Genomic DNA, 17,391 nt, shown 5'->3' with positions numbered 1-17,391 from the left:
AGAGCTCTGCGTACTGCTCCAGGTGTGCCGCCGATCGGCGCGCACATCCAGATCAAGGGTGGACTGGCCAAGGGCGGGCTGGCCTACACCGACGCCGTCGACGCGCGCGCCGTGCAGGTCTTCGTCGGCAACCCCCGCGGCTGGCGGCTCAGCGACGGCGACCCGACGCAGGACGCGCTGTTCACCGCCGGCTGCGCCGAGCGCGGCGTGCCCTCGTTCATCCACACGCCGTTCCTGGTCAACGTCGGCTCCCCCACCGAGGCCACCGTCGAGCAGTCGATCGCCACGATCGCGCACAACCTGGCCCGCGGCGCGCAGCTCGGGTGCCAGGGCGTGGTGGTGCACGCCGGTTCCGCCGTCGGCGAGGACCGCTACGACGACGCGCTGCGCCAGCTGCACGAGCGGCTCCTGCCGGTCCTCGACGCGGCCCCCGACGACGGCCCGCGACTGCTCGTCGAGCCGACGGCGGGCGGCGGCAGGTCGCTGGCCGCGACCGTCGAGGACCTCGGCCCCTACCTCGACGCGCTCGACCGGCACCCCCTGGTCGGCGTCTGCTTCGACACCTGCCACGCCTGGGCGGCCGGCCACGACCTCTCCGTCCCCGGCGGCATGACGGCCACCCTCGACGCGCTCGAGGCGAGCGTCGGTCCCGGCCGGCTCGGCCTGGTGCACGCCAACGACTCCCTCGACGAGTGCGGCTCCAAGCGGGACCGGCACACGACCATCGGGGCCGGGACCATCGGCGGCGGCGCCTACGGCACCGGCCCGTTCGCCGAGCTGCTGGCCCACCCCTCGACGGCCGGCGTCCCCCTCGTCGTGGAGACGCCCAGCGAGCGGGACGGCGTCGCGTGGGCCGGGCACGCGGGCGACATCGCGCTGCTGACGTCGCTGCGCGACGCCGGGCTGGCCGCGGCCGCCTGAGCGCGACGGGTCGACCCCCGACCGCGGTCGGCCGGCGCGTGCTGTTCGTGACCGCCGATCTGCACCGGCTGGTCGCACGGATCGCTGCCGGCCTGGCGGTGTGATCACCTCCCGTCGCGGCGCCGGATCGGCGACCGACGCCGCCGACGGGTGGTGATCACCGGCGAAGGCGAGGGCGTACGTCAGAAGTCCCGGTACAGAACCGTCCGGTGACCCTTGGCACACCGCTGAGGCTCAGCTAAGTTAGGCGTGCCTTTCCTTCCCCTGGCCTCAGGAGCGCCGCGCGTGTACGTCTGCCTCTGCTTCGCCGTCAGCGAGAACCAGCTGGCCGGTGTGATCGCCGACGGAGCGCGCACCGAGGAGGAGGTCGGTGAGGTCAGCGGCGCCGGCACCGGCTGCGGCAGCTGCCTGGACCGCATCTGCGACCGGCTGCGCGCCGCCGACCCGCTGCACGGCCTGGAGCTCCGCGAGCCCGCTGCCTGAGGACAGGCTGTGCATGGCAAGGCCGACCTGAGTTCCTCGGCTGCCGGCGATCCCCGCTAGCCTCCGTCCCAGCCGAGACAGGAGGAGCGCCATGCAGGGTGACGCACGGGTCATCGAGTACCTCAACGAGCAGCTGACCAGCGAGCTCACCGCCATCAACCAGTACTTCCTGCACGCGAAGATGCAGGCGAACTGGGGCTACAACAAGCTCGCCAAGCACACCCGTGACGAGTCCATCGAGGAGATGACCCACGCGGAGCGGCTGACCGACCGCATCCTCTTCCTCGAGGGCCTGCCGAACTACCAGAAGCTGCTGCCCCTGCGGATCGGGCAGACCGTGCGCGAGCAGTTCGAGTCCGACATGGCGGTCGAGGTCGAGGTGCTGGCTCGGCTGCGCGAGGCCATCCCCTACTGCGAGTCGGTGGGTGACCGCGTCAGCAAGAACCTCTTCGAGGAGATCCTCGCCGACGAGGAGCACCACATCGACTACCTCGAGACCCAGCTGCACCTGCTCGACACCCTCGGTGAGGCGCTCTATCTGGCCGGCCAGATCGAGCACCCGACGCCCGGCGACCACGCCGAGTAGTCGCACGCGCAACGGGCCCGCACCCTCCGGGGGCGGGCCCGTCGACGTGTCCGGGACCGACGCTGCTCCCCGGGCGTCACACACGTAACGCGTCTGCGTGGTGACTGGATGTGATCTCTCCCGCCGTGTTCGCTGTCGGAGCCCCGGCCCCGGGGCCCCGATGACCGAACCCAGGAGAGTCCTGTGCCCTCGCGCCGAACCCTGGCCTCCGCCCTCGCGGCGCTGGCCGTCGCTGGTCTGGGGGCCGCGGCCGCTCCGGCGTCCGCCGCCCCTGGTGACGCCACACCCGGCTCGCCACTCAGCTCCTACATCGTCACCGTGGACCCCGGGACGCTCCCCGCGGCCGCCGCCGAGCGCGCACGGGGACTGGGTGGGCGGATCGACCACGTGTACACCGAGGCGCTGCACGGGTTCGCCGTCACGCTGGCGCCCGCCGCCGCCCGCCGTCTGGCCGACCTCCCTGGCATGGTCGAGGTCGTGGCCGACCAGCCGGTGCAGGCCACCGCGACCCAAGCCCGCGCACCCTGGGGCCTCGACCGCATCGACCAGCGCAAACTCCCCCTCAGCGGCTCCTACACCTACTCGGCCACCAGTTCCGCGGTCACCGCGTTCGTCGTCGACACGGGCATCCGCACCGCACACTCGCAGTTCGGTGGACGGGCGAGAGCGGGATACGACGCCTGGGGTGGGACTGCGCAGGACTGCAACGGCCACGGGACCCACGTCGCCGGCACCATCGGCGGGTCCACCTACGGCGTGGCCAAGGGCGTGTCGCTGGTCGCCGTGCGAGTGCTCGACTGCCGCGGCAACGGCAGCGTCGCCGGTGTCATCGCCGGCCTGGACTGGATCATCGGACACCCCGCCCCCGGGGCCGCCGTCGTGAACATGAGCCTCAGCGGCCCGGCCAGCACCGAACTCGACGAGGCGGTGGCGCGGGTCATCGCCAGCGGCGTCACCGTCGCAGTGGCCGCGGGCAACGGCGACGCGGCCGGCGTCCCGCAGGACGCCTGCAGCGTCTCCCCGGCCCGTGTCGACACCGCCCTGACCGTCGGGGCGACCGACCGGAACGACGCCGCCGCCTCCTTCAGCAACAACGGCGCGTGCGTCGACCTCTTCGCACCCGGCGTGGGGATCACCAGTGCCTGGCACACGAACAACAAGGCGACCAGCACGATCAGCGGGACGTCGATGGCCACGCCCCACGTCGCCGGGGTGGCGGCGCTGTATCTGCAGGGCGCGCCGACGGCTGTCCCGTCGGCTGTGGCCACGGCGGTCCTGAACGCCGCCTCTGACGGGGTGGTGGTCACGGACACGGGGAAGACGCCGAACGACGACCTGTTGTACAGCACCTGGTGACCGAGGCGCCGGGCCGTCCCACGAGGGGCGGCCCGGCCCCGGTTCAGCGGTCCAGGATGCCCGCGAGCACGTCGGCGGCGCGGTCGACCGCCGCCCGGTCCACGTCCAGGTGCGTGACCAGCCGGACCCGCCGCGGGCTCACCTGGGACACGAGCACGCCCTGCGCCTTCGCCGCCTCGGCGACCAGCGGCGCCGGGACGTCGTCCAGCACGACCATGTTCGTCTCGACCGACGCCGGGTCGACCCCGAGCCGCTTGGCCAGCAGGCGCGCGTGCTCGTGGTCCCCGGCCAGCCGGGCCACGTGGTGGTCCAGCGCGTACAGCCCGGCCGCGGCGAGGACGCCGGCCTGCCGCATCCCCCCGCCGAGGCGCTTGCGCCACAGCCGGCCGGCCGCGATCCGCTCCGCCGCGGCGACCAGCACCGACCCGACCGGCGCGCCCAGTCCCTTGGACAGGCAGACCGACGCGGTGTCGGCGAGCCGTCCGTAGGTCGCCAGGTCGATCCCGGCGGCGACGGAGGCGTTGAACAGCCGGGCCCCGTCCAGGTGGACGGCCACGTCGGCCTCCCGCGACCACGCCCACAGCCGCTCGAGCTGCGCCAGCGGCTGCACCAGGCCGCCGCCGCGGTTGTGGGTGTTCTCCACGGCGATCGCGGCGGTGGCGGTCAGGTGCCAGTCGTCGCGCGGGCGCACCTGGGCGATCAGCGCGTCGGCGTCCAGCCGGCCGCTGGCCGCTGTCCCGCCCTCCTGCCCCCCACCACCAGAGACCACTGTGCGCGTCGAGATGCCGAACACCGCGGCCGCGGCACCCATCTCGTAGGTGACCACGTGCGCGTCGGCGTCGCAGAGCACCTCCTGGCCCGGCTCGCAGACCAGGCGCATGCCGATCTGGTTGCCCATGGTCCCCGAGGGCACGAACAGCGCCGCCTCGTGGCCCAGCAGGCCGGCGACTCGCTCCTCCAGCGCCCGGATCGTCGGGTCCTCGCCGTAGACGTCGTCCCCGACCTCGGCGTCGGCCATCGCCCGGCGCATGCCGGGCGACGGCCTCGTGACGGTGTCGGAGCGGAGGTCGACGAGCGCTTCAGCCACGCAGCATCTCGGCGACGAGGAAGGCCAGCTCCAGCGACTGGCCGGTGTTCAGTCGCGGGTCGCAGGCCGTCTCGTACCGGCTGTTGAGGTCCTCGTCGCTGATCTCCATCGCGCCGCCGAGGCACTCGGTGACGTCCTCGCCGGTGAGCTCGACATGGATGCCGCCCGGCCAGGTGCCCAGCGCCCGGTGGACGTCGAAGAAGCCGAGCACCTCGTCGACGATGCGGTCGAAGTGCCGGGTCTTGTAGCCGGTGGAGGACTCGTGCGTGTTGCCGTGCATCGGGTCGCACTGCCACACGACCGAGTGCCCGCTGGCGGTGACCTTCTCGACGATCGCCGGGAGGACGTCGCGGATCTTGCCGTTGCCCATCCGGCTGATCATGGTCAGCCGGCCGGGGATGCCCTCGGGATCCAGCCGCTCGACCAGCTCGGTGGCCTGCTCCGGCGTCGTCGTCGGGCCGATCTTGACGCCGATCGGGTTGGCGATCCGCGACATGAACTCCACGTGCGCACCGTCGAGCTGGCGGGTCCGCTCGCCGATCCAGACGAAGTGCGCCGACGAGGCGTAGGGCCGGCCGCCGTGCACCCGCAGCAGCGCCCGCTCGTAGTCGAGGATGAGCGCCTCGTGGCTGTTGTAGAGCTCGACGCCGCGCAGCGCGGTGTCGTCCACGCCGCACGCCTTCATGAACGCCAGCGCCCTGTCGATCTCCCGCGCGATCACCTCGTACCGCACCCCGGCCGGGGAGTTGGCGACGAAGTCCTTGTTCCAGTCGTGGACCGCGTGCAGGTCGGCCAGCCCGCCGCGCGCGTAGGCGCGGATCATGTTCATGGCCGCCGCGGAGTTGGCGTAGGCGCGCACCAGGCGGTGCGGATCCGGGATGCGCTGCTCGAGCACCGGCTCGAGCGCGTTGACCATGTCGCCCCGGTAGGAGGGCAGGCCGAGCGCGTCGATGTTCGACGACCGCGGCTTGGCGTACTGACCGGCGACCCGCCCGACCTTCACCACCGGCACGCTGGCGCCGTAGGTGAGGACGACGGCCATCTGCAGCAGCGTCCGCGTGGTGCTCTGCAGGTGCGCGTCGGTGTTGAGGTCGAAGGTCTCCGCGCAGTCGCCGCCCTGCAGCAGGAACGCCCGGCCCTGCGCCACCTCCGCCAGCCTGCCGCGCAGCTCGTCGACCTCGGAGGGGGCGACGATCGGCGGGACCGAGGAGAGGGTGGACAGGACGGAGTCCAGTGCGGCCCGGTCGGGCCACTCCGGCTGCTGGGCGGCGGGCAGCTCACGCCACCGGTCCAGGCCGGGAACCACATCCGCGGGGTCGGTGAGGGTCACGCCTCCACAGGGTACGGGTGCCCCGCCGGTCAGCCGAAGAAGACCTCCACCTCCGCGTAGCGCTCCACCGGCACCAGCTTGAGCTGAGCGGTCGCCGCCGACAGCGGCACCTGGACGATGTCGGTGCCGCGCAGGGCGACCATGACCCCGGACTGCCCGTCGTGGACCGCGTCCACGGCGGCCAGCCCGAAGCGGGTGGCCAGCACCCGGTCGAAGGGGGACGGCGTGCCGCCGCGCTGGATGTGGCCCAGCACGACCGCCCGCGCCTCGCGGCCGGTGCGGTGCTCGATCAGCGAGGCCAGCGCGGTGCCGATACCCCCGAGCCGGACGTGCCCGAAGGCGTCCTTCTCCCCCGCGGCCAGCACGAGGTCCCCGCCCTTGGCCACCGCCCCCTCGGAGACGACGACGATCGGCGAGTAGCCGGAGTCGAACCGGTGCTGGCAGTGACCGACGACGGCGTCGACGTCGAAGGGCTGCTCGGGGATGAGGACGACGGTGGCACCCCCGGCCATCCCGGCGTGCAGCGCGATCCAGCCGGCGTGCCGGCCCATGACCTCGACGACCAGCGTGCGGTGGTGGCTGTCGCCGGTGGTGTGCAGCCGGTCGATCGCCTCGGTGGCCACCCCCAGCGCGGTGTCGAAGCCGAACGTGTAGTCGGTGGCGTCCAGGTCGTTGTCGATGGTCTTCGGGACCCCGACCACCCGCACGCCGGCGTCGGCCAGCTTCGTGGCCACGCCGAGGGTGTCCTCCCCGCCGATGGGGATGAGCGCGTCGATGCTCAGCTTCTCGAGGGTGGCCATCACCCGGTCCACGCCGCCCTCCAGCGCGTACGGGTTGGTGCGGGACGTGCCGAGCACGGTGCCGCCGCGCGGCAGGATGCCGCGGACGGCGCGCAGGTCCATCGGCACGGTGTCGGCGTCGAGGACCCCGCGCCAGCCGTCGCGGAACCCGACGACCTCGTCGCCGTGCTGGCTGATGCTCTTGCGGACGACGGCTCGGATGACCGCGTTGAGGCCCGGGCAGTCACCGCCGCCGGTCAGGATGCCGATGCGCATGGGGGTCCTCCGCGGGAAGGGTTCGCGCTGCTCAGGGGTTGGTGCGGGCCATGATGCCGCACCTCGCCCGGTCGCACTCGTGAGCCGCACCATCGCCGTCTCCGGGGCCACCGGCGCCCTCGGCGGCCGGGTCGCCCGCCGCCTGGCCGGGCGGGACGACGTGGCGCTCCGGCTGGTCGTCCGCGACCCGGCCCGCGCACCGCGGCTGCCGGGCGTCTCGGTCGCGGCCGCGCCGGACGGGTACGCCGACGGCCCGGGGTTCGCCGCCGCGCTGGCCGGCGTGCACACCCTGTACCTGGTGTCCGCGGCCGAGGCCGAGGACCGCGTGCAGCAGCACCTCACCGCCGTCCGGGCCGCCGCGGACGCCGGCGTCCAGCGGATCGTCTACACCTCGTTCCTCGGCGCCGCACCCGACGCCGTCTTCACCCTGGCCCGCCAGCACGCGGTCACCGAGGACGCGATCTCTGCCACCGGCGTGCGGGCCACCTTCCTGCGGCACGCGATGTACGCCGACTTCGTGCCGTTCTTCGCCACCCTCGAGGAGGGCCGGGCGGTGATCGCCGCGCCGGCCGGCGACGGGCGGGCGGCGTTCGTGTCCCGGGACGACTGCGCCGACGTCGCGGCGGCGGCACTGCTCGACGACTCCGCCGCCCTCGACGGGCAGACGCTCGAGGTGACCGGCCCCGAGGCGCTGTCGCTGGACGACGCCGCCGCCGTCCTCACCCAGGTCTGCGGCCTGCCCGCGGTCTACCGCCGGCAGACCGTCGAGGAGGCGTGGGCGACCCGCCGGCCCTCCGGTCACCCCGACTGGGAGATCGAGGGCTGGGTGACCAGCTACCTCGCGATCGCCGCCGGGGAGCTGGCCGCCGTCACCGACGTCGTCCCCGCGCTCACCGGGCGCCCGGCGCGGACGGTGGCCGAGCACCTGCGCGCCCACCCCGGGGACTGGGCGCACCTGCGGCCCTGAGCCGGGCCGCGGAGCGGCGCCCGGCTGGAGCACAAGTGCCCTGGCCCGCGGCCCCCGGCGCGCCTAGCTTCGCCGGCGAGCGGGCTCAGCTCCGGCGCCGCTCCGCACCACAGCCGGAGGTGTCCCATGGACAGTCCCTACCGGGCCTCGGCCGACGTCCACGTGCTGCCCGCCAACCTGGAGCTCCCCGGGATGGGCGTCCTGCCGGTCAACGCCTACCTCATCACCGCCGAGGAACCGGTGCTCGTCGACACCGGCCTCGGCGTCGACGAGGACGACTTCGTCGACGCGCTGAGCTCGCTCATCGCCCCGGAGCGGCTGCGGTGGATCTGGCTCACCCACGACGACGCCGACCACACCGGCAGCCTCCGGCGCGTCATGGAGCTGGCACCGCAGGCCAGGCTGGTCACCCACGGGTTCTCGGCCCTGCGGATGTCGACGTGGTGGCCGCTGCCGATGGACCGGGTGCACGCCATCCGGCCCGGCGACGAGATCCACGTCGGGGACCGCACGCTCACCGCCGTCGCGCCGCCGCTGTTCGACAACCCGACGTCCACCGGGCTGCTCGACCGCTCCACGGGCGCGCTGTTCAGCGTCGACGCGTTCGGCGCGATCCTGCCGGAGCCGACGCAGTCGGCCGCCGACGTGCCGCCGGAGGCGCTCGCGGGCGGCATGCTCGGCTGGGCGACGTCGGACTCGCCGTGGGTGCACCTCACCGAGCCGGCCGAGTTCGGCCAGGTCCTCGACCGGGTGCGCCGGATCCGGCCCACCCGGATCTTCTCCTCGCACCTCCCCGCCGCCGAGGGGACGGCGCTCGAGGACTTCCTGGCGGTGCTGCAGCAGGTGCCGTCGGCCGAGCCCTTCGTGCCGCCGAGCGCCGACGAGTTCACCCAGCTGGTCGCCGCGCTGACCGAGATGCAGCGCGCCGGGGTGCCGGTGCCGCGGACCGAGGCCGCGCCGGAGACGACCCCCGTGCGCCCCGGCTGACCGTCGCGGAGCCTGCCCGGGTCAGCGCCGGGCGCCGTCCATCGCCTGCCACCGGGCCAGGTTGTAGCGGGCGTCCACCAGCGCGTCGTGCACACCGGCGGGCTTGGCCGGGAGCGGGGGCTGCCCCAGGTCGTCCCAGCGCTGCCGCAGCTCGCGGGTGAAGCGCGGGATCGGCCGGGGCAGCGCCGGCATCGCGCCCCACAGCTGGCACAGCGCGACGTGGTCGTAGGCGGCGAACCACGCCCACAGCTCGATCTCCTCGCCCGGGCCGGTGAGGAAGGCCAGCAGGTCGTCGCGGATCCGCTGCCGGCTGCGCCAGGCCCGGTCGGCCGGCGGCGGCAGCTGGTCGAGCACGTTGCGCCGCACCCAGGGGATCGCCCGGGCCGGGTCGAACTCGGTGCTGACCGCGTAGAACTCGCGGCCGGTCTCGTCGACGACGCCGATGCTCACCAGGTCGATCGTCGAGCCGTCCTCGATGAACTCGGTGTCGTAGAAGAACCGCCGCACACCGTCCACCGTAGGCGGCGGACCTGCGCCGACTCCGCTCCCGGTCCACTTCCAGCCGGTCGGGATAAGTTGCCCCCCATGCCGGTGCTGGCGATCGACGCGGGGACGACCGGGGTGACGGCCCTGGTCGTGGGCGAGGACGGCGAGGTCCTCTCCCGCGGGTACCGCGAGTTCGCGCAGCTGTTCCCCCGCCCGGGATGGGTCGAGCACGAGCCCGAGGACATCTGGACGGCGGCCCTCGCGGCCTGCCGGCAGGCGCTCGCCGGCACCGCCGCGCAGCCGACCTGCGTCGGGATCACCGACCAGCGGGAGACCGCGGTGGTGTGGGACCGGCGCACCGGCCGGGCCCCCCGGCCGGCCATCGTCTGGCAGGACCGGCGCACCAGCGGCATCTGCGACCGGCTCCGCGACGCCGGGCACGAGCCGCGCGTCGCCGAGCTGACCGGGCTGCGGTTGGACCCCTACTTCACCGGCACCAAGTACGCCTGGCTGGCCGGCGAGGAGCCCGGCCTGTGGGAGGGGGTCCACGGCGGGGCGCTGGCCCTGGGCACCGTCGACTCGTTCGTCGTCTCCCGGCTGACCGGCGGGGCCGCGCACGTCACCGACCCCAGCAACGCCTCCCGCACGCTGCTCTACGACCTGGAGCGCGGCGGCTGGTCCGACGAGCTGTGCGCGCTGTTCGGCGTCCCCCGGTCGGCGCTGCCCGAGGTGGTGCCCAGCTCCGGCGTCGTGGGCACCACCGACCCCGACGCGTTCCTCGGCCTGGCGCTGCCGGTCGCCGGCATCGCCGGTGACCAGCAGGCCGCGCTGTTCGGCCAGGCCTGCTACTCCCCCGGGATGAGCAAGTGCACGTACGGGACCGGCTCGTTCGTGCTCACCAACACCGGCACCTCGCCCGTCCGCTCCGGCGCCGGGCTGCTCACCACCGTGGCCTGGGACCTCGGCGACGGGCTGGTCTACGCCCTCGAGGGATCCATCTTCGTCACCGGCGCCGCCGTGCAGTGGCTGCGCGACGGGCTCGGCCTCATCGACTCCGCCGCCGAGATCGAGGGCCTGGCCCGCACCGTCCCCGACTCCGGCGACCTGGTCTTCGTCCCCGCGCTCACCGGCATGGGCGCGCCGCACTGGGACCCGCACGCACGCGGCGCGATCGTGGGCATCACCCGCGGCACCACGCGCGCACACCTCGCCCGGGCCACGCTGGAGGCGATCGCCTTCGAGGTGCGCGACGTCGTCGACGTCATGGTCACCGAGGCCGGGCTGGAGGTGCCGGAGCTGTCGGCCGACGGCGGCGCCAGCGCCAACGACCTGCTGCTGCAACTGCAGGCCGACCAGCTCGGCGTCCCGGTCCGGCGGCCGGTGGTCACCGAGACCACGGCGCTCGGCGCGGCGTTCCTCGCCGGCCTCGGTACCGGGGTCTGGGAGACCACCGACGAGCTGTCCCGCACCTGGTCCCTCGACCGCCGGTTCGAGCCCGAGCCCGGGCGCCGGGACGACGGCCGGCACACCCGCTGGCGCGACGCCGTCGGCCGCGCCGGCCGCTGGACCTCCTGACCTCCCCCTACACCTGGAGTGACACCCCCGCATGCGAGATCCAGACCTCGTCGCCTTCCTGCTGGCCCGCTTCGACGAGGACGAGGAGGCCGCCCGCTTCGTGCAGCTCAGCCCGGCGCCGACCAACCGTGCCCTCGTCGAGCACGTGCTCCGGGACGTGGAGGCCAAGCGGCAGCTGGTCCAGTACTTCCGCGACCTCGAGGGCCGGGGGCTGACCGGCGGCACGATGGACCACGCGCTGCGGCTGATCGCGCAGACCTACAGCTCGCACGCGCACTACCGCGACGAGTGGCGGCCGTGATCGGCCCCCTCCAGGGCACCGCCCCGACCCTGAGAGAGGCGGGGAGGAGGGGGTCCTCTCTCAGCCGGCCAGCGACTCCGGGGCGCGGTCCCCGGCCTCGTCGACGGGCGGCTGCATCCGCATGACGACCTCGGAGGCGCTGGCGCCCGTGGCGTCCATCGACTTCTTGACCGTGGCGCCGTAGACGTCGACGTACTCCTGCGCCGACAGCGTCATGATCTCGTACATGATCTCGTCGGTGATCGACCGCTCGACGAACCGGTCCCCGGCCAGCCCCTCGTAGCGGCTGAAGTCCAGCGGCTGGCCGAAGCGCACGCTCACCTTGGGCAGCCTGGTGCCGATGAGCGGCAGCCGGCGCCGCCGGTAGACCATCGCCACCGGGACGACGGGGACGCCGGTCTCCAGCGCCATGCGGGCGACGCCGGTCTTGCCGCGGAACAGCCGCCCGTCGGGCGAGCGGGTGCCCTCGGGGTAGATGCCCAGCAGCCCGCCGTCCTGCAGGATGCGCAGCCCGGTGCGGATCGCGTTCTCCGCGGCCGAGGCGCTGGACCGGTCGATCGGCACCTGCCCGGCGCCGGAGAAGAAGGCGCGCTGCAGGAGACCCTTCACGCCCGAGCCGGTGAAGTACTCCGCCTTGGCGAGAAAGGTGACCCGCCGGCGCACGCACAGGGGCATGAACACCCAGTCGGCCGCGGACAGGTGGTTGCTGGCCAGGATCGCCGCGCCACTCCGGGGGACGCTGTCCACGCCCTCGACCTGCGGCCTCAACACCAGCTTCACGACCGGACCGATCGCCACGAACTTGAGGAACCAGTAGAACAACACGCCTCCCTCGGGGGCTGCCAGACTAGGGAGCCCGGTGGCCGATGGACAACGTGAGGTCCCTTTCCGCCGGTCCCGCCGCCCTGCCGGTCGGCATCGCCGCCCGACGTCGAGGAGGACCTCCCGTGCCCACAGACCACGCACCCGCACCGGGCGTGCGACCCGGGGCCGAGCCGTTCGCCTTCCCGGGCGGCCCGGGCGGGAGCGGCACCGGTGTGCTGCTGGTGCACGGGTTCACCGGCTCGCCGTTCAGCATGCGGCCCTGGGGCGAGCACCTGGCCGCCGAGGGCTTCGCCGTCCGGGCGCCGCTGCTGCCCGGCCACGGCACCCGCTGGCAGGACTGCAACCTCGCCACCGAGCAGGACTGGGTGGACGCCGTCACCGGAGGACTGGACGCCCTGACCGCCGAGTGCGACCGGGTGGTCGTCGCCGGGCTGTCGATGGGCGGCACCCTGGCGATCCGGCTGGCGGAGTTGCGACCGGACGACGTCGCGGGCCTGGTGCTGGTCAACCCGTCGCTGCTGACCGAGCGGCTGGACGCCAAGCTGCTGCCGCTGCTGGCCCGGCTGACCCCCAGCTGGAAGGCCATCGCCGACGACATCAAGAAGCCCGGCGTCACCGAGCTCGCCTACCCCAAGCTGCCCACCCGCGCGGTGCTGGGCCTGCGGCGGCTCTGGACGGCGACCCGTGCCGACCTCGGCCGGGTCACCGCTCCCCTGCTGGTCTTCCGCAGCGTCACCGACCACGTCGTCGAGCCGGCATCGGTGCGGGTGCTGCTGGCCGGTGTGTCGAGCACCGACACCGCCGAGGTGCTCCTCGAGGACAGCTACCACGTGGCCACCCTCGACAACGACGCCCCACGCATCTTCGCGGACTCGGTCGACTGGATCCGCGCCCGCGTACCGGCCCTGGAGGAGGGCGCGTGAGCACGCCGCACCGCGGCCGGGGCCGCCGGGACAACGGGCTGGACGCCGCACTCTGGGCGCCGCTGCGCGACGTCGACCCGCGGGTCGGTGAGCACCTGCTCGACGTGCTGCGCGACGCCGGCATCGCCGCGTACCTGGAGCCGTCGGCGGACGTGGAGCCCTACACGCGGACCGTCTCGCTGCCGAGCCCGCCGGCCGATCGGCTCTTCGTCGACCGCGGCCGCGCCGCGGAGGCCCGCCTGCTGGTCGAGCAGCAGGCCGACGAGCACGTGCAGGAACGCACCCGGGCGCCGCGCGCGGCCCGCCTGGACGTCGACGAGGACGCCGAGTGGGCCCGGATCGTGGCCGCGTTCGAGGCCGAGAACGGCCGCCCCGGAGTCGACGAGGACCCCTCCCCCGCCGGGCCCCCGCCGCCCGCGGAGCCGGAGGTCCTCGACCGCCCGGACGAGCACTACGAGCCGCCGCCGCCCCCGCCGGTGCCGGCGCCGGCGCCCGCCTCGCTGTACGCGGTCCTGCTCATCGCGGCCGGGGCGGTCCTCGTCGTCGCCCCGCGGGTGCTGGGCCTGACCTCCGACGTGGGACTGGTGCTCGGGGTGGCCGCCGTCGTCGGCGGGGTGGCGCTGCTGGTGTCCCGCATGCGGGAGCGGTCCACGGACGACGGCGACGACGGCGCCGTGGTCTAGCGGCCCGCTCCCGGATCCGCCCCGGGTGCGAGGGGTGGGGAGGAGGGGGTCGGTTCACTAGCGTGCGACGGGTGGATGCCGCAGCGCACTCGACGACCGTCCGGCTGACCGGGCACCTGATGGACACCGGCATCCTCGCCCGGGTGCTCGACGACGTCCTCGAGTACGGCGGCGACTACCGCATCGAGGACCTCGACCTCGGCCGGGAGCACGAGGACGAGTCCCGCGCGACCGTGCGGATCAGCGCCGGCGACGCCGAACTGCTCGACCGCATCGTCATGCGGTTGCAGACCCACGGCGCCAACGCCGTCGACCCGGGGACCGCGACCACCCGCCCCGCCCCGGCCGACGGCGTCTTCCCCGAGGACTTCTACTCGACGACCAACCTGGACACCGTCGTCCGGCTGGACCGCGAGTGGGTGCCGGTCGACCGGGCCGAGATGGACTGCGGGCTGGTGGTCAGCGAGGAGGGCGGGCGGGTCGTCGTCCGCACCGTGCCGGTGAGCGACGTGCGGGCCGGGGACGCCGTGGTCTGCGGAGCGCGCGGCGTGCAGGTGCAGATGCCGCCCTCGGTGGCCCGAGGCGAGGAGGAGGCGTTCGGCTTCATGTCCTCGGCCGCCTCCAGCGAGAAGCCGCAGGTGGTGCTGGTCCGGCAGATCGCCGAGCGGATGCGGGAGGTGAAGGCGGCCGGGCGGAAGGTGCTCTGGGTGGGCGGGCCGGCCGTCGTCCACACCGGGGCGGCGCCGGCGATGGTGCGCCTGGTCGACGCCGGCTACGTCGACGTCCTGTTCGCCGGCAACGCGCTGGCCACCCACGACATCGAGTCCGCGCTGTACGGCACCTCCCTCGGCGTGGACCTGGCCAAGGGCTCGGGGGTGCCGCACGGCCACGAGCACCACATCCGGGCGATCAACACGATCCGGCGGGCGGGGTCGATCGCGGCGGCGGTCGAGTCCGGCGTCCTGACCGGCGGGGTCATGCACGCGATGGTGCGGGCCGGCAAGCCGTTCGTGCTGGTGGGGTCGGTGCGCGACGACGGCCCGCTCCCCGATGTCCACACCGACGTGATCGAGGGTCAGCGGGCCATGCGCGCCCAGCTGCCCGGCGTCGGCTTCGCGATCATGGTGGCGACGATGCTGCACGCGATCGCGACCGGGAACATCCTCCCGGCATCGGTGCCGCTGGTGTGCGTGGACATCAACCCGGCGACGGTCACCAAGCTCGCCGACCGCGGCAGCGCCCAGGCGATGGGCATCGTCACCGACATCGGCCTGTTCCTCGAGCAGCTCGCCCGCGAGCTGACGTGATGGAGGGGATCCGTCGGCGTGACGCCGACGGATCCCCTCCATCAGCCGTCGCCTTCCGCGACCGCGCGGCGCACCAGGTCGGCCGCGCCCACCAGCCCGGCCTGCGCGCCCAGCCGGGCGGCCACGACCCGCGGGCCGGGCCGGAACCCGCGGCCGGGCAGCGCCCGGTCCAGCCGCTCGCGGGCCGGGCCGAGCACCATCTCGCCGAGCACGCTGACGCCGCCGCCGATGACCACCACCTCCGGGTCGAGGACAGCGGCGAGGTCGGCGATGCCCTGCCCGAGCCAGGACCCGACCTCGGCCAGCAGCTCCAGCGCCAGCGGATCGCCCTCGGCCGCGGCCCGGGCGACGTCCTCACCGGTCAGCCGGTCGGCGTCGCCGTCCACCCGTTCCAGCAGCAGCGCCGCGGCCGCCGGCGAGTTGCGCGCCACCTCGCGGGCGGTGTGACCGAGGGCGGTGCCGCTGGCGTACTGCTCCCAGCACCCGCGGTTGCCGCAGGCGCACAGCCGCCCGTCGGGGACCACGCGCATGTGGCCCCACTCCCCCGCCACGCCGTGCGAGCCGCGCTGCAGCCGCCCGCCCATGACGATGCCCCCGCCGATGCCGGTGCCCAGGGTGATCATCAGCGCCAGGTCGGCGGCCGCAGCCGCGCCGTAGCGGTACTCCGCCCACGCGGCGGCGTCGGCGTCGTTGCCCACCCACATCGGGCGCTGCAGCCGGTCGGCGAGGTCCTTGCGCAGCGTCGAGTTCCGCCAGGCCAGGTGCGGGCTGAACAGCACGGTGTCGCCGGTCCGGTCGAACCAGCCCGCCGCGCCCACCCCGACGCCGACCAGCGGCCCCCCGTGCCAGAGCGCGAGCTCCTCGACCACCGCGACGATCGCGTCCTCGGTCTCCACCACCGACGCTCCCGGCGTGGCGCGGCGGGCGGTCGCCAGGACCGTCCCGTCGGGGGCGACGAGACCGCCGGCCACCTTCGTGCCGCCGATGTCGATGCCGAGCGCGGGCAGCTCGGCGGCGGTGCCGGTGGCGGCCACTCAGGCGATCTCGATCCGCTGCACGACCGGCTCCGCGGGCCCCTGGCCCTGCTCCGGTTCCGCGACGGGCGGCTCGGCCGGGGTGGACGCCGACTCGGCGAAGGACCGCAGCGCGGCCGACGCCGCATCCAGCAGGTCGGCCAGCGCCGCCGTCACCTCGGGACGCTCGCCGCGGACCACCGCCGCGACCTGGCAGACCGGGCACCAGCGGCAGTCGGCCGGGTGCGCGGTGGTGCCGTCCGCCGGCCCCCGGGCCTGGCCCAGGGTCTGGCCGAGGCCGGCCGCCAGTCGGCGCGCCTGCTCGAGCCAGTCGGCTGTGTCGGTCATGTGCTGCTCCCCTCGGCGGCCAGGAGGTCGGCCGGCCACTGCTGCGGATCGGGTGTGAAGGTGACCTCGAGCCGGGCCCGTGCGGTGCCGGCGTCGGCGAGGTGGCCGGAGGTGACCAGGCAACGGCGCAGCAGGGCGTCCAGGCGGACCGACCGGCGGGCGCCCGCCACGGTCACCACGAGGTCGTCGCCCCTGCGGGTCAGGTCCAGCCCCCTGCGCTCGGCGAAGGGCAGCGGCAGCACCAGCCGCCGGCCACCGTCCACCCGCTGGGTCGCCGGCCGGTACGGCGCGGCCGGGGCGGGGACGTCGTCGAGCGGCAGGAGGTCGGCCAGCGCCCGCGCGTCGCCCGGGGACGTCGGGGACTCCTCGACGCAGCGCACCGGGGCCAGCTCGGCCAGCGACGCGAGAACGGCGTCCTGCTCGGCCAGCCGCCGGGTCCACCACGGACCGTCCCCTGCGGAGGGCAGCACCCGGACGAGGACGGCCGCCGGCCGCTGCCCGTGCAGCGCCAGCGCGGTGACCGCGGTCCGCAGCGCCGGGACGACGTCCGGACGCGGAGCGGCCACGAGCCGGACCTGCGTGGTGGCGGGGTCGGCCAGGTCCACCGACCGGATCAGCCGCTCGATCCCGGGCACCGCGTCCAAGGCGACGTCGACCGGTCCCCGCTTGACCGTCCCGGCGCGGACGGCCGCGGTCCGGACGGCGCCGAGCATGCGCAGCCGGGTCGGCAGCGCCTGGTCCAGCCACCAGCGGAGCCCGGCCGGGAGGCCGACGAGCGCCGTGCCGGACTCGAGCGGGCCGGCGTCGACCACGACGGTGTCCGCCTCGCCGGCGGCCGCCGCACGGCCCAGCCGGAGCAGCTGGGCGAGCTCGACGGCGCCGGGCACGGGCACCACGGAGCTGGCCGGGGGCAGGCTGATGCCCGGGACGACGGCGGACACCTCACCGGCGGCCACCTCCCACAGCGACTCCAGCGCGCCCAGGGGCTCCGCGTGGGCGACGGTGAGCCCCGGGACGTCGGCCAGGCCGGGGAGCGGCCGGCCGGCGCGGGTGAGCAGGAGGACGCGGTCGCCACGGCGCGCGGCGCGCACCGCCGCCGCCGTGGCCAGCGTGGACGTACCGGCCCCACCGGTACCGGTGAGGAGGAGCGTGCGCACC

General features: G+C 74.8%; 19 protein-coding genes. 11 read left to right on the top strand and 8 right to left on the bottom strand.

Features of this window, described 5'->3' with window-relative positions; translation table 11 throughout:
* Nucleotides 1-24 precede the first annotated feature (24 nt).
* From MY520_RS15910 to MY520_RS15895, 4 genes are all read left to right on the top strand, one after another.
* Nucleotides 25-921 carry a deoxyribonuclease IV gene (locus MY520_RS15910; RefSeq protein WP_436693385.1) on the top strand — a complete coding sequence of 299 codons (897 nt, stop codon included), beginning with the start codon at nt 25-27 and terminating at the stop codon, nt 919-921.
* 285 nt (nt 922-1,206) lie between these two features.
* Nucleotides 1,207-1,404, top strand: coding sequence for a (2Fe-2S)-binding protein (locus MY520_RS15905; protein WP_436693383.1), 198 nt, complete (start codon nt 1,207-1,209; stop codon nt 1,402-1,404).
* 91 nt (nt 1,405-1,495) lie between these two features.
* The gene (gene bfr, locus MY520_RS15900) at nt 1,496-1,990 is read left to right on the top strand and encodes a bacterioferritin (RefSeq protein WP_436693381.1); all 495 of its coding nucleotides are present in this window, start codon (nt 1,496-1,498) and stop codon (nt 1,988-1,990) included.
* A gap of 183 nt (nt 1,991-2,173) precedes the next feature.
* Complete coding sequence (locus MY520_RS15895; RefSeq protein ID WP_436693379.1) at nt 2,174-3,346, top strand: S8 family peptidase; 1,173 nt, start codon at nt 2,174-2,176, stop codon at nt 3,344-3,346.
* 43 nt (nt 3,347-3,389) lie between these two features.
* On the opposite strand, the gene MY520_RS15890 is transcribed toward MY520_RS15895, so the two are convergent.
* From MY520_RS15890 to MY520_RS15880, 3 genes are read right to left on the bottom strand one after another with little or no spacing between them, the layout of a single operon-like run.
* Nucleotides 3,390-4,433 (bottom strand): threonine aldolase family protein, encoded by a 1,044-nt coding sequence (locus tag MY520_RS15890; protein WP_436693377.1) that lies wholly within the window; start codon nt 4,431-4,433, stop codon nt 3,390-3,392.
* Nucleotides 4,426-5,763: a class II 3-deoxy-7-phosphoheptulonate synthase gene (locus tag MY520_RS15885; RefSeq protein WP_436693375.1), complete on the bottom strand. Its 1,338-nt coding sequence runs from the start codon at nt 5,761-5,763 to the stop codon at nt 4,426-4,428. Before MY520_RS15885 ends, MY520_RS15890 begins: the two co-directional genes overlap by 8 nt.
* A 29-nt stretch (nt 5,764-5,792) precedes the next feature.
* A complete protein-coding gene (locus tag MY520_RS15880) occupies nt 5,793-6,818 on the bottom strand; it encodes a 6-phosphofructokinase (protein ID WP_436693373.1) in 1,026 nt (341 codons plus the stop codon).
* A 79-nt stretch (nt 6,819-6,897) separates the two neighbouring features.
* On the opposite strand from MY520_RS15880, the gene MY520_RS15875 reads away from it, so the two are divergent.
* The gene (locus MY520_RS15875; protein WP_436693371.1) at nt 6,898-7,785 is read left to right on the top strand and encodes an NmrA family NAD(P)-binding protein; all 888 of its coding nucleotides are present in this window, start codon (nt 6,898-6,900) and stop codon (nt 7,783-7,785) included.
* Nucleotides 7,786-7,911: 126 nt separating this feature from the next.
* Nucleotides 7,912-8,772: an MBL fold metallo-hydrolase gene (locus tag MY520_RS15870; RefSeq protein ID WP_436693369.1), complete on the top strand. Its 861-nt coding sequence runs from the start codon at nt 7,912-7,914 to the stop codon at nt 8,770-8,772.
* A gap of 21 nt (nt 8,773-8,793) precedes the next feature.
* Here MY520_RS15870 and MY520_RS15865 read toward each other — a convergent pair whose 3' ends face one another.
* A complete protein-coding gene (locus MY520_RS15865; protein ID WP_436693367.1) occupies nt 8,794-9,279 on the bottom strand; it encodes a polyadenylate-specific 3'-exoribonuclease AS in 486 nt (161 codons plus the stop codon).
* A gap of 78 nt (nt 9,280-9,357) precedes the next feature.
* Between MY520_RS15865 and glpK the strand changes: the two genes are divergently transcribed.
* Together glpK and MY520_RS15855 are read left to right on the top strand one after the other, a co-directional pair.
* The gene (gene glpK / locus MY520_RS15860; protein WP_436693365.1) at nt 9,358-10,833 is read left to right on the top strand and encodes a glycerol kinase GlpK; all 1,476 of its coding nucleotides are present in this window, start codon (nt 9,358-9,360) and stop codon (nt 10,831-10,833) included.
* Nucleotides 10,834-10,864: 31 nt separating this feature from the next.
* Nucleotides 10,865-11,134: a DUF6221 family protein gene (locus tag MY520_RS15855; protein ID WP_436693363.1), complete on the top strand. Its 270-nt coding sequence runs from the start codon at nt 10,865-10,867 to the stop codon at nt 11,132-11,134.
* 60 nt (nt 11,135-11,194) lie between these two features.
* Here MY520_RS15855 and MY520_RS15850 read toward each other — a convergent pair whose 3' ends face one another.
* Nucleotides 11,195-11,959, bottom strand: coding sequence for a lysophospholipid acyltransferase family protein (locus tag MY520_RS15850; RefSeq protein ID WP_436693361.1), 765 nt, complete (start codon nt 11,957-11,959; stop codon nt 11,195-11,197).
* A gap of 122 nt (nt 11,960-12,081) precedes the next feature.
* Between MY520_RS15850 and MY520_RS15845 the strand changes: the two genes are divergently transcribed.
* From MY520_RS15845 to MY520_RS15835, 3 genes are all read left to right on the top strand, one after another.
* Nucleotides 12,082-12,882 (top strand): alpha/beta hydrolase, encoded by an 801-nt coding sequence (locus MY520_RS15845; RefSeq protein ID WP_436693359.1) that lies wholly within the window; start codon nt 12,082-12,084, stop codon nt 12,880-12,882.
* On the top strand, nt 12,879-13,565 hold the full coding sequence (locus MY520_RS15840; protein ID WP_436693357.1) for a hypothetical protein: 687 nt from the start codon (nt 12,879-12,881) through the stop codon (nt 13,563-13,565). The genes MY520_RS15845 and MY520_RS15840 overlap by 4 nt, the downstream gene beginning before the upstream one ends.
* A gap of 71 nt (nt 13,566-13,636) precedes the next feature.
* Entirely contained in the window at nt 13,637-14,872 is a 1,236-nt protein-coding gene (locus tag MY520_RS15835) for a TIGR00300 family protein (RefSeq protein ID WP_436693355.1), read from the top strand.
* 41 nt (nt 14,873-14,913) lie between these two features.
* On the opposite strand, the gene MY520_RS15830 is transcribed toward MY520_RS15835, so the two are convergent.
* The 3 genes from MY520_RS15830 to MY520_RS15820 are packed head-to-tail and all read right to left on the bottom strand — an operon-like array spanning nt 14,914 to nt 17,390.
* Nucleotides 14,914-15,906: an ROK family protein gene (locus MY520_RS15830; RefSeq protein ID WP_436693353.1), complete on the bottom strand. Its 993-nt coding sequence runs from the start codon at nt 15,904-15,906 to the stop codon at nt 14,914-14,916.
* Entirely contained in the window at nt 15,907-16,233 is a 327-nt protein-coding gene (locus tag MY520_RS15825; protein WP_436693351.1) for a hypothetical protein, read from the bottom strand.
* A complete protein-coding gene (locus tag MY520_RS15820) occupies nt 16,230-17,390 on the bottom strand; it encodes an ArsA family ATPase (protein WP_436693349.1) in 1,161 nt (386 codons plus the stop codon). Before MY520_RS15820 ends, MY520_RS15825 begins: the two co-directional genes overlap by 4 nt.
* Nucleotide 17,391 lies beyond the last annotated feature (1 nt).

This window comes from Geodermatophilus sp. CPCC 205506, from assembly GCF_051383635.1.
Lineage (GTDB): Bacteria > Actinomycetota > Actinomycetes > Mycobacteriales > Geodermatophilaceae > Geodermatophilus.
The sequence above is the reverse complement of the archived record's forward strand: the minus strand, read 5'-3'. Positions and strand labels throughout refer to the sequence as shown.

Coding starts and splice junctions, on each gene's coding strand:
- bfr (WP_436693381.1), top strand. CDS start 1,496: ATGCAGGGTGACGCACGGGTCATCGAGTACCTCAACGAGCAGCTGACC.
- glpK (WP_436693365.1), top strand. CDS start 9,358: ATGCCGGTGCTGGCGATCGACGCGGGGACGACCGGGGTGACGGCCCTG.
- MY520_RS15825 (WP_436693351.1), bottom strand. CDS start 16,233: ATGACCGACACAGCCGACTGGCTCGAGCAGGCGCGCCGACTGGCGGCC.
- MY520_RS15870 (WP_436693369.1), top strand. CDS start 7,912: ATGGACAGTCCCTACCGGGCCTCGGCCGACGTCCACGTGCTGCCCGCC.
- MY520_RS15880 (WP_436693373.1), bottom strand. CDS start 6,818: ATGCGCATCGGCATCCTGACCGGCGGCGGTGACTGCCCGGGCCTCAAC.
- MY520_RS15855 (WP_436693363.1), top strand. CDS start 10,865: ATGCGAGATCCAGACCTCGTCGCCTTCCTGCTGGCCCGCTTCGACGAG.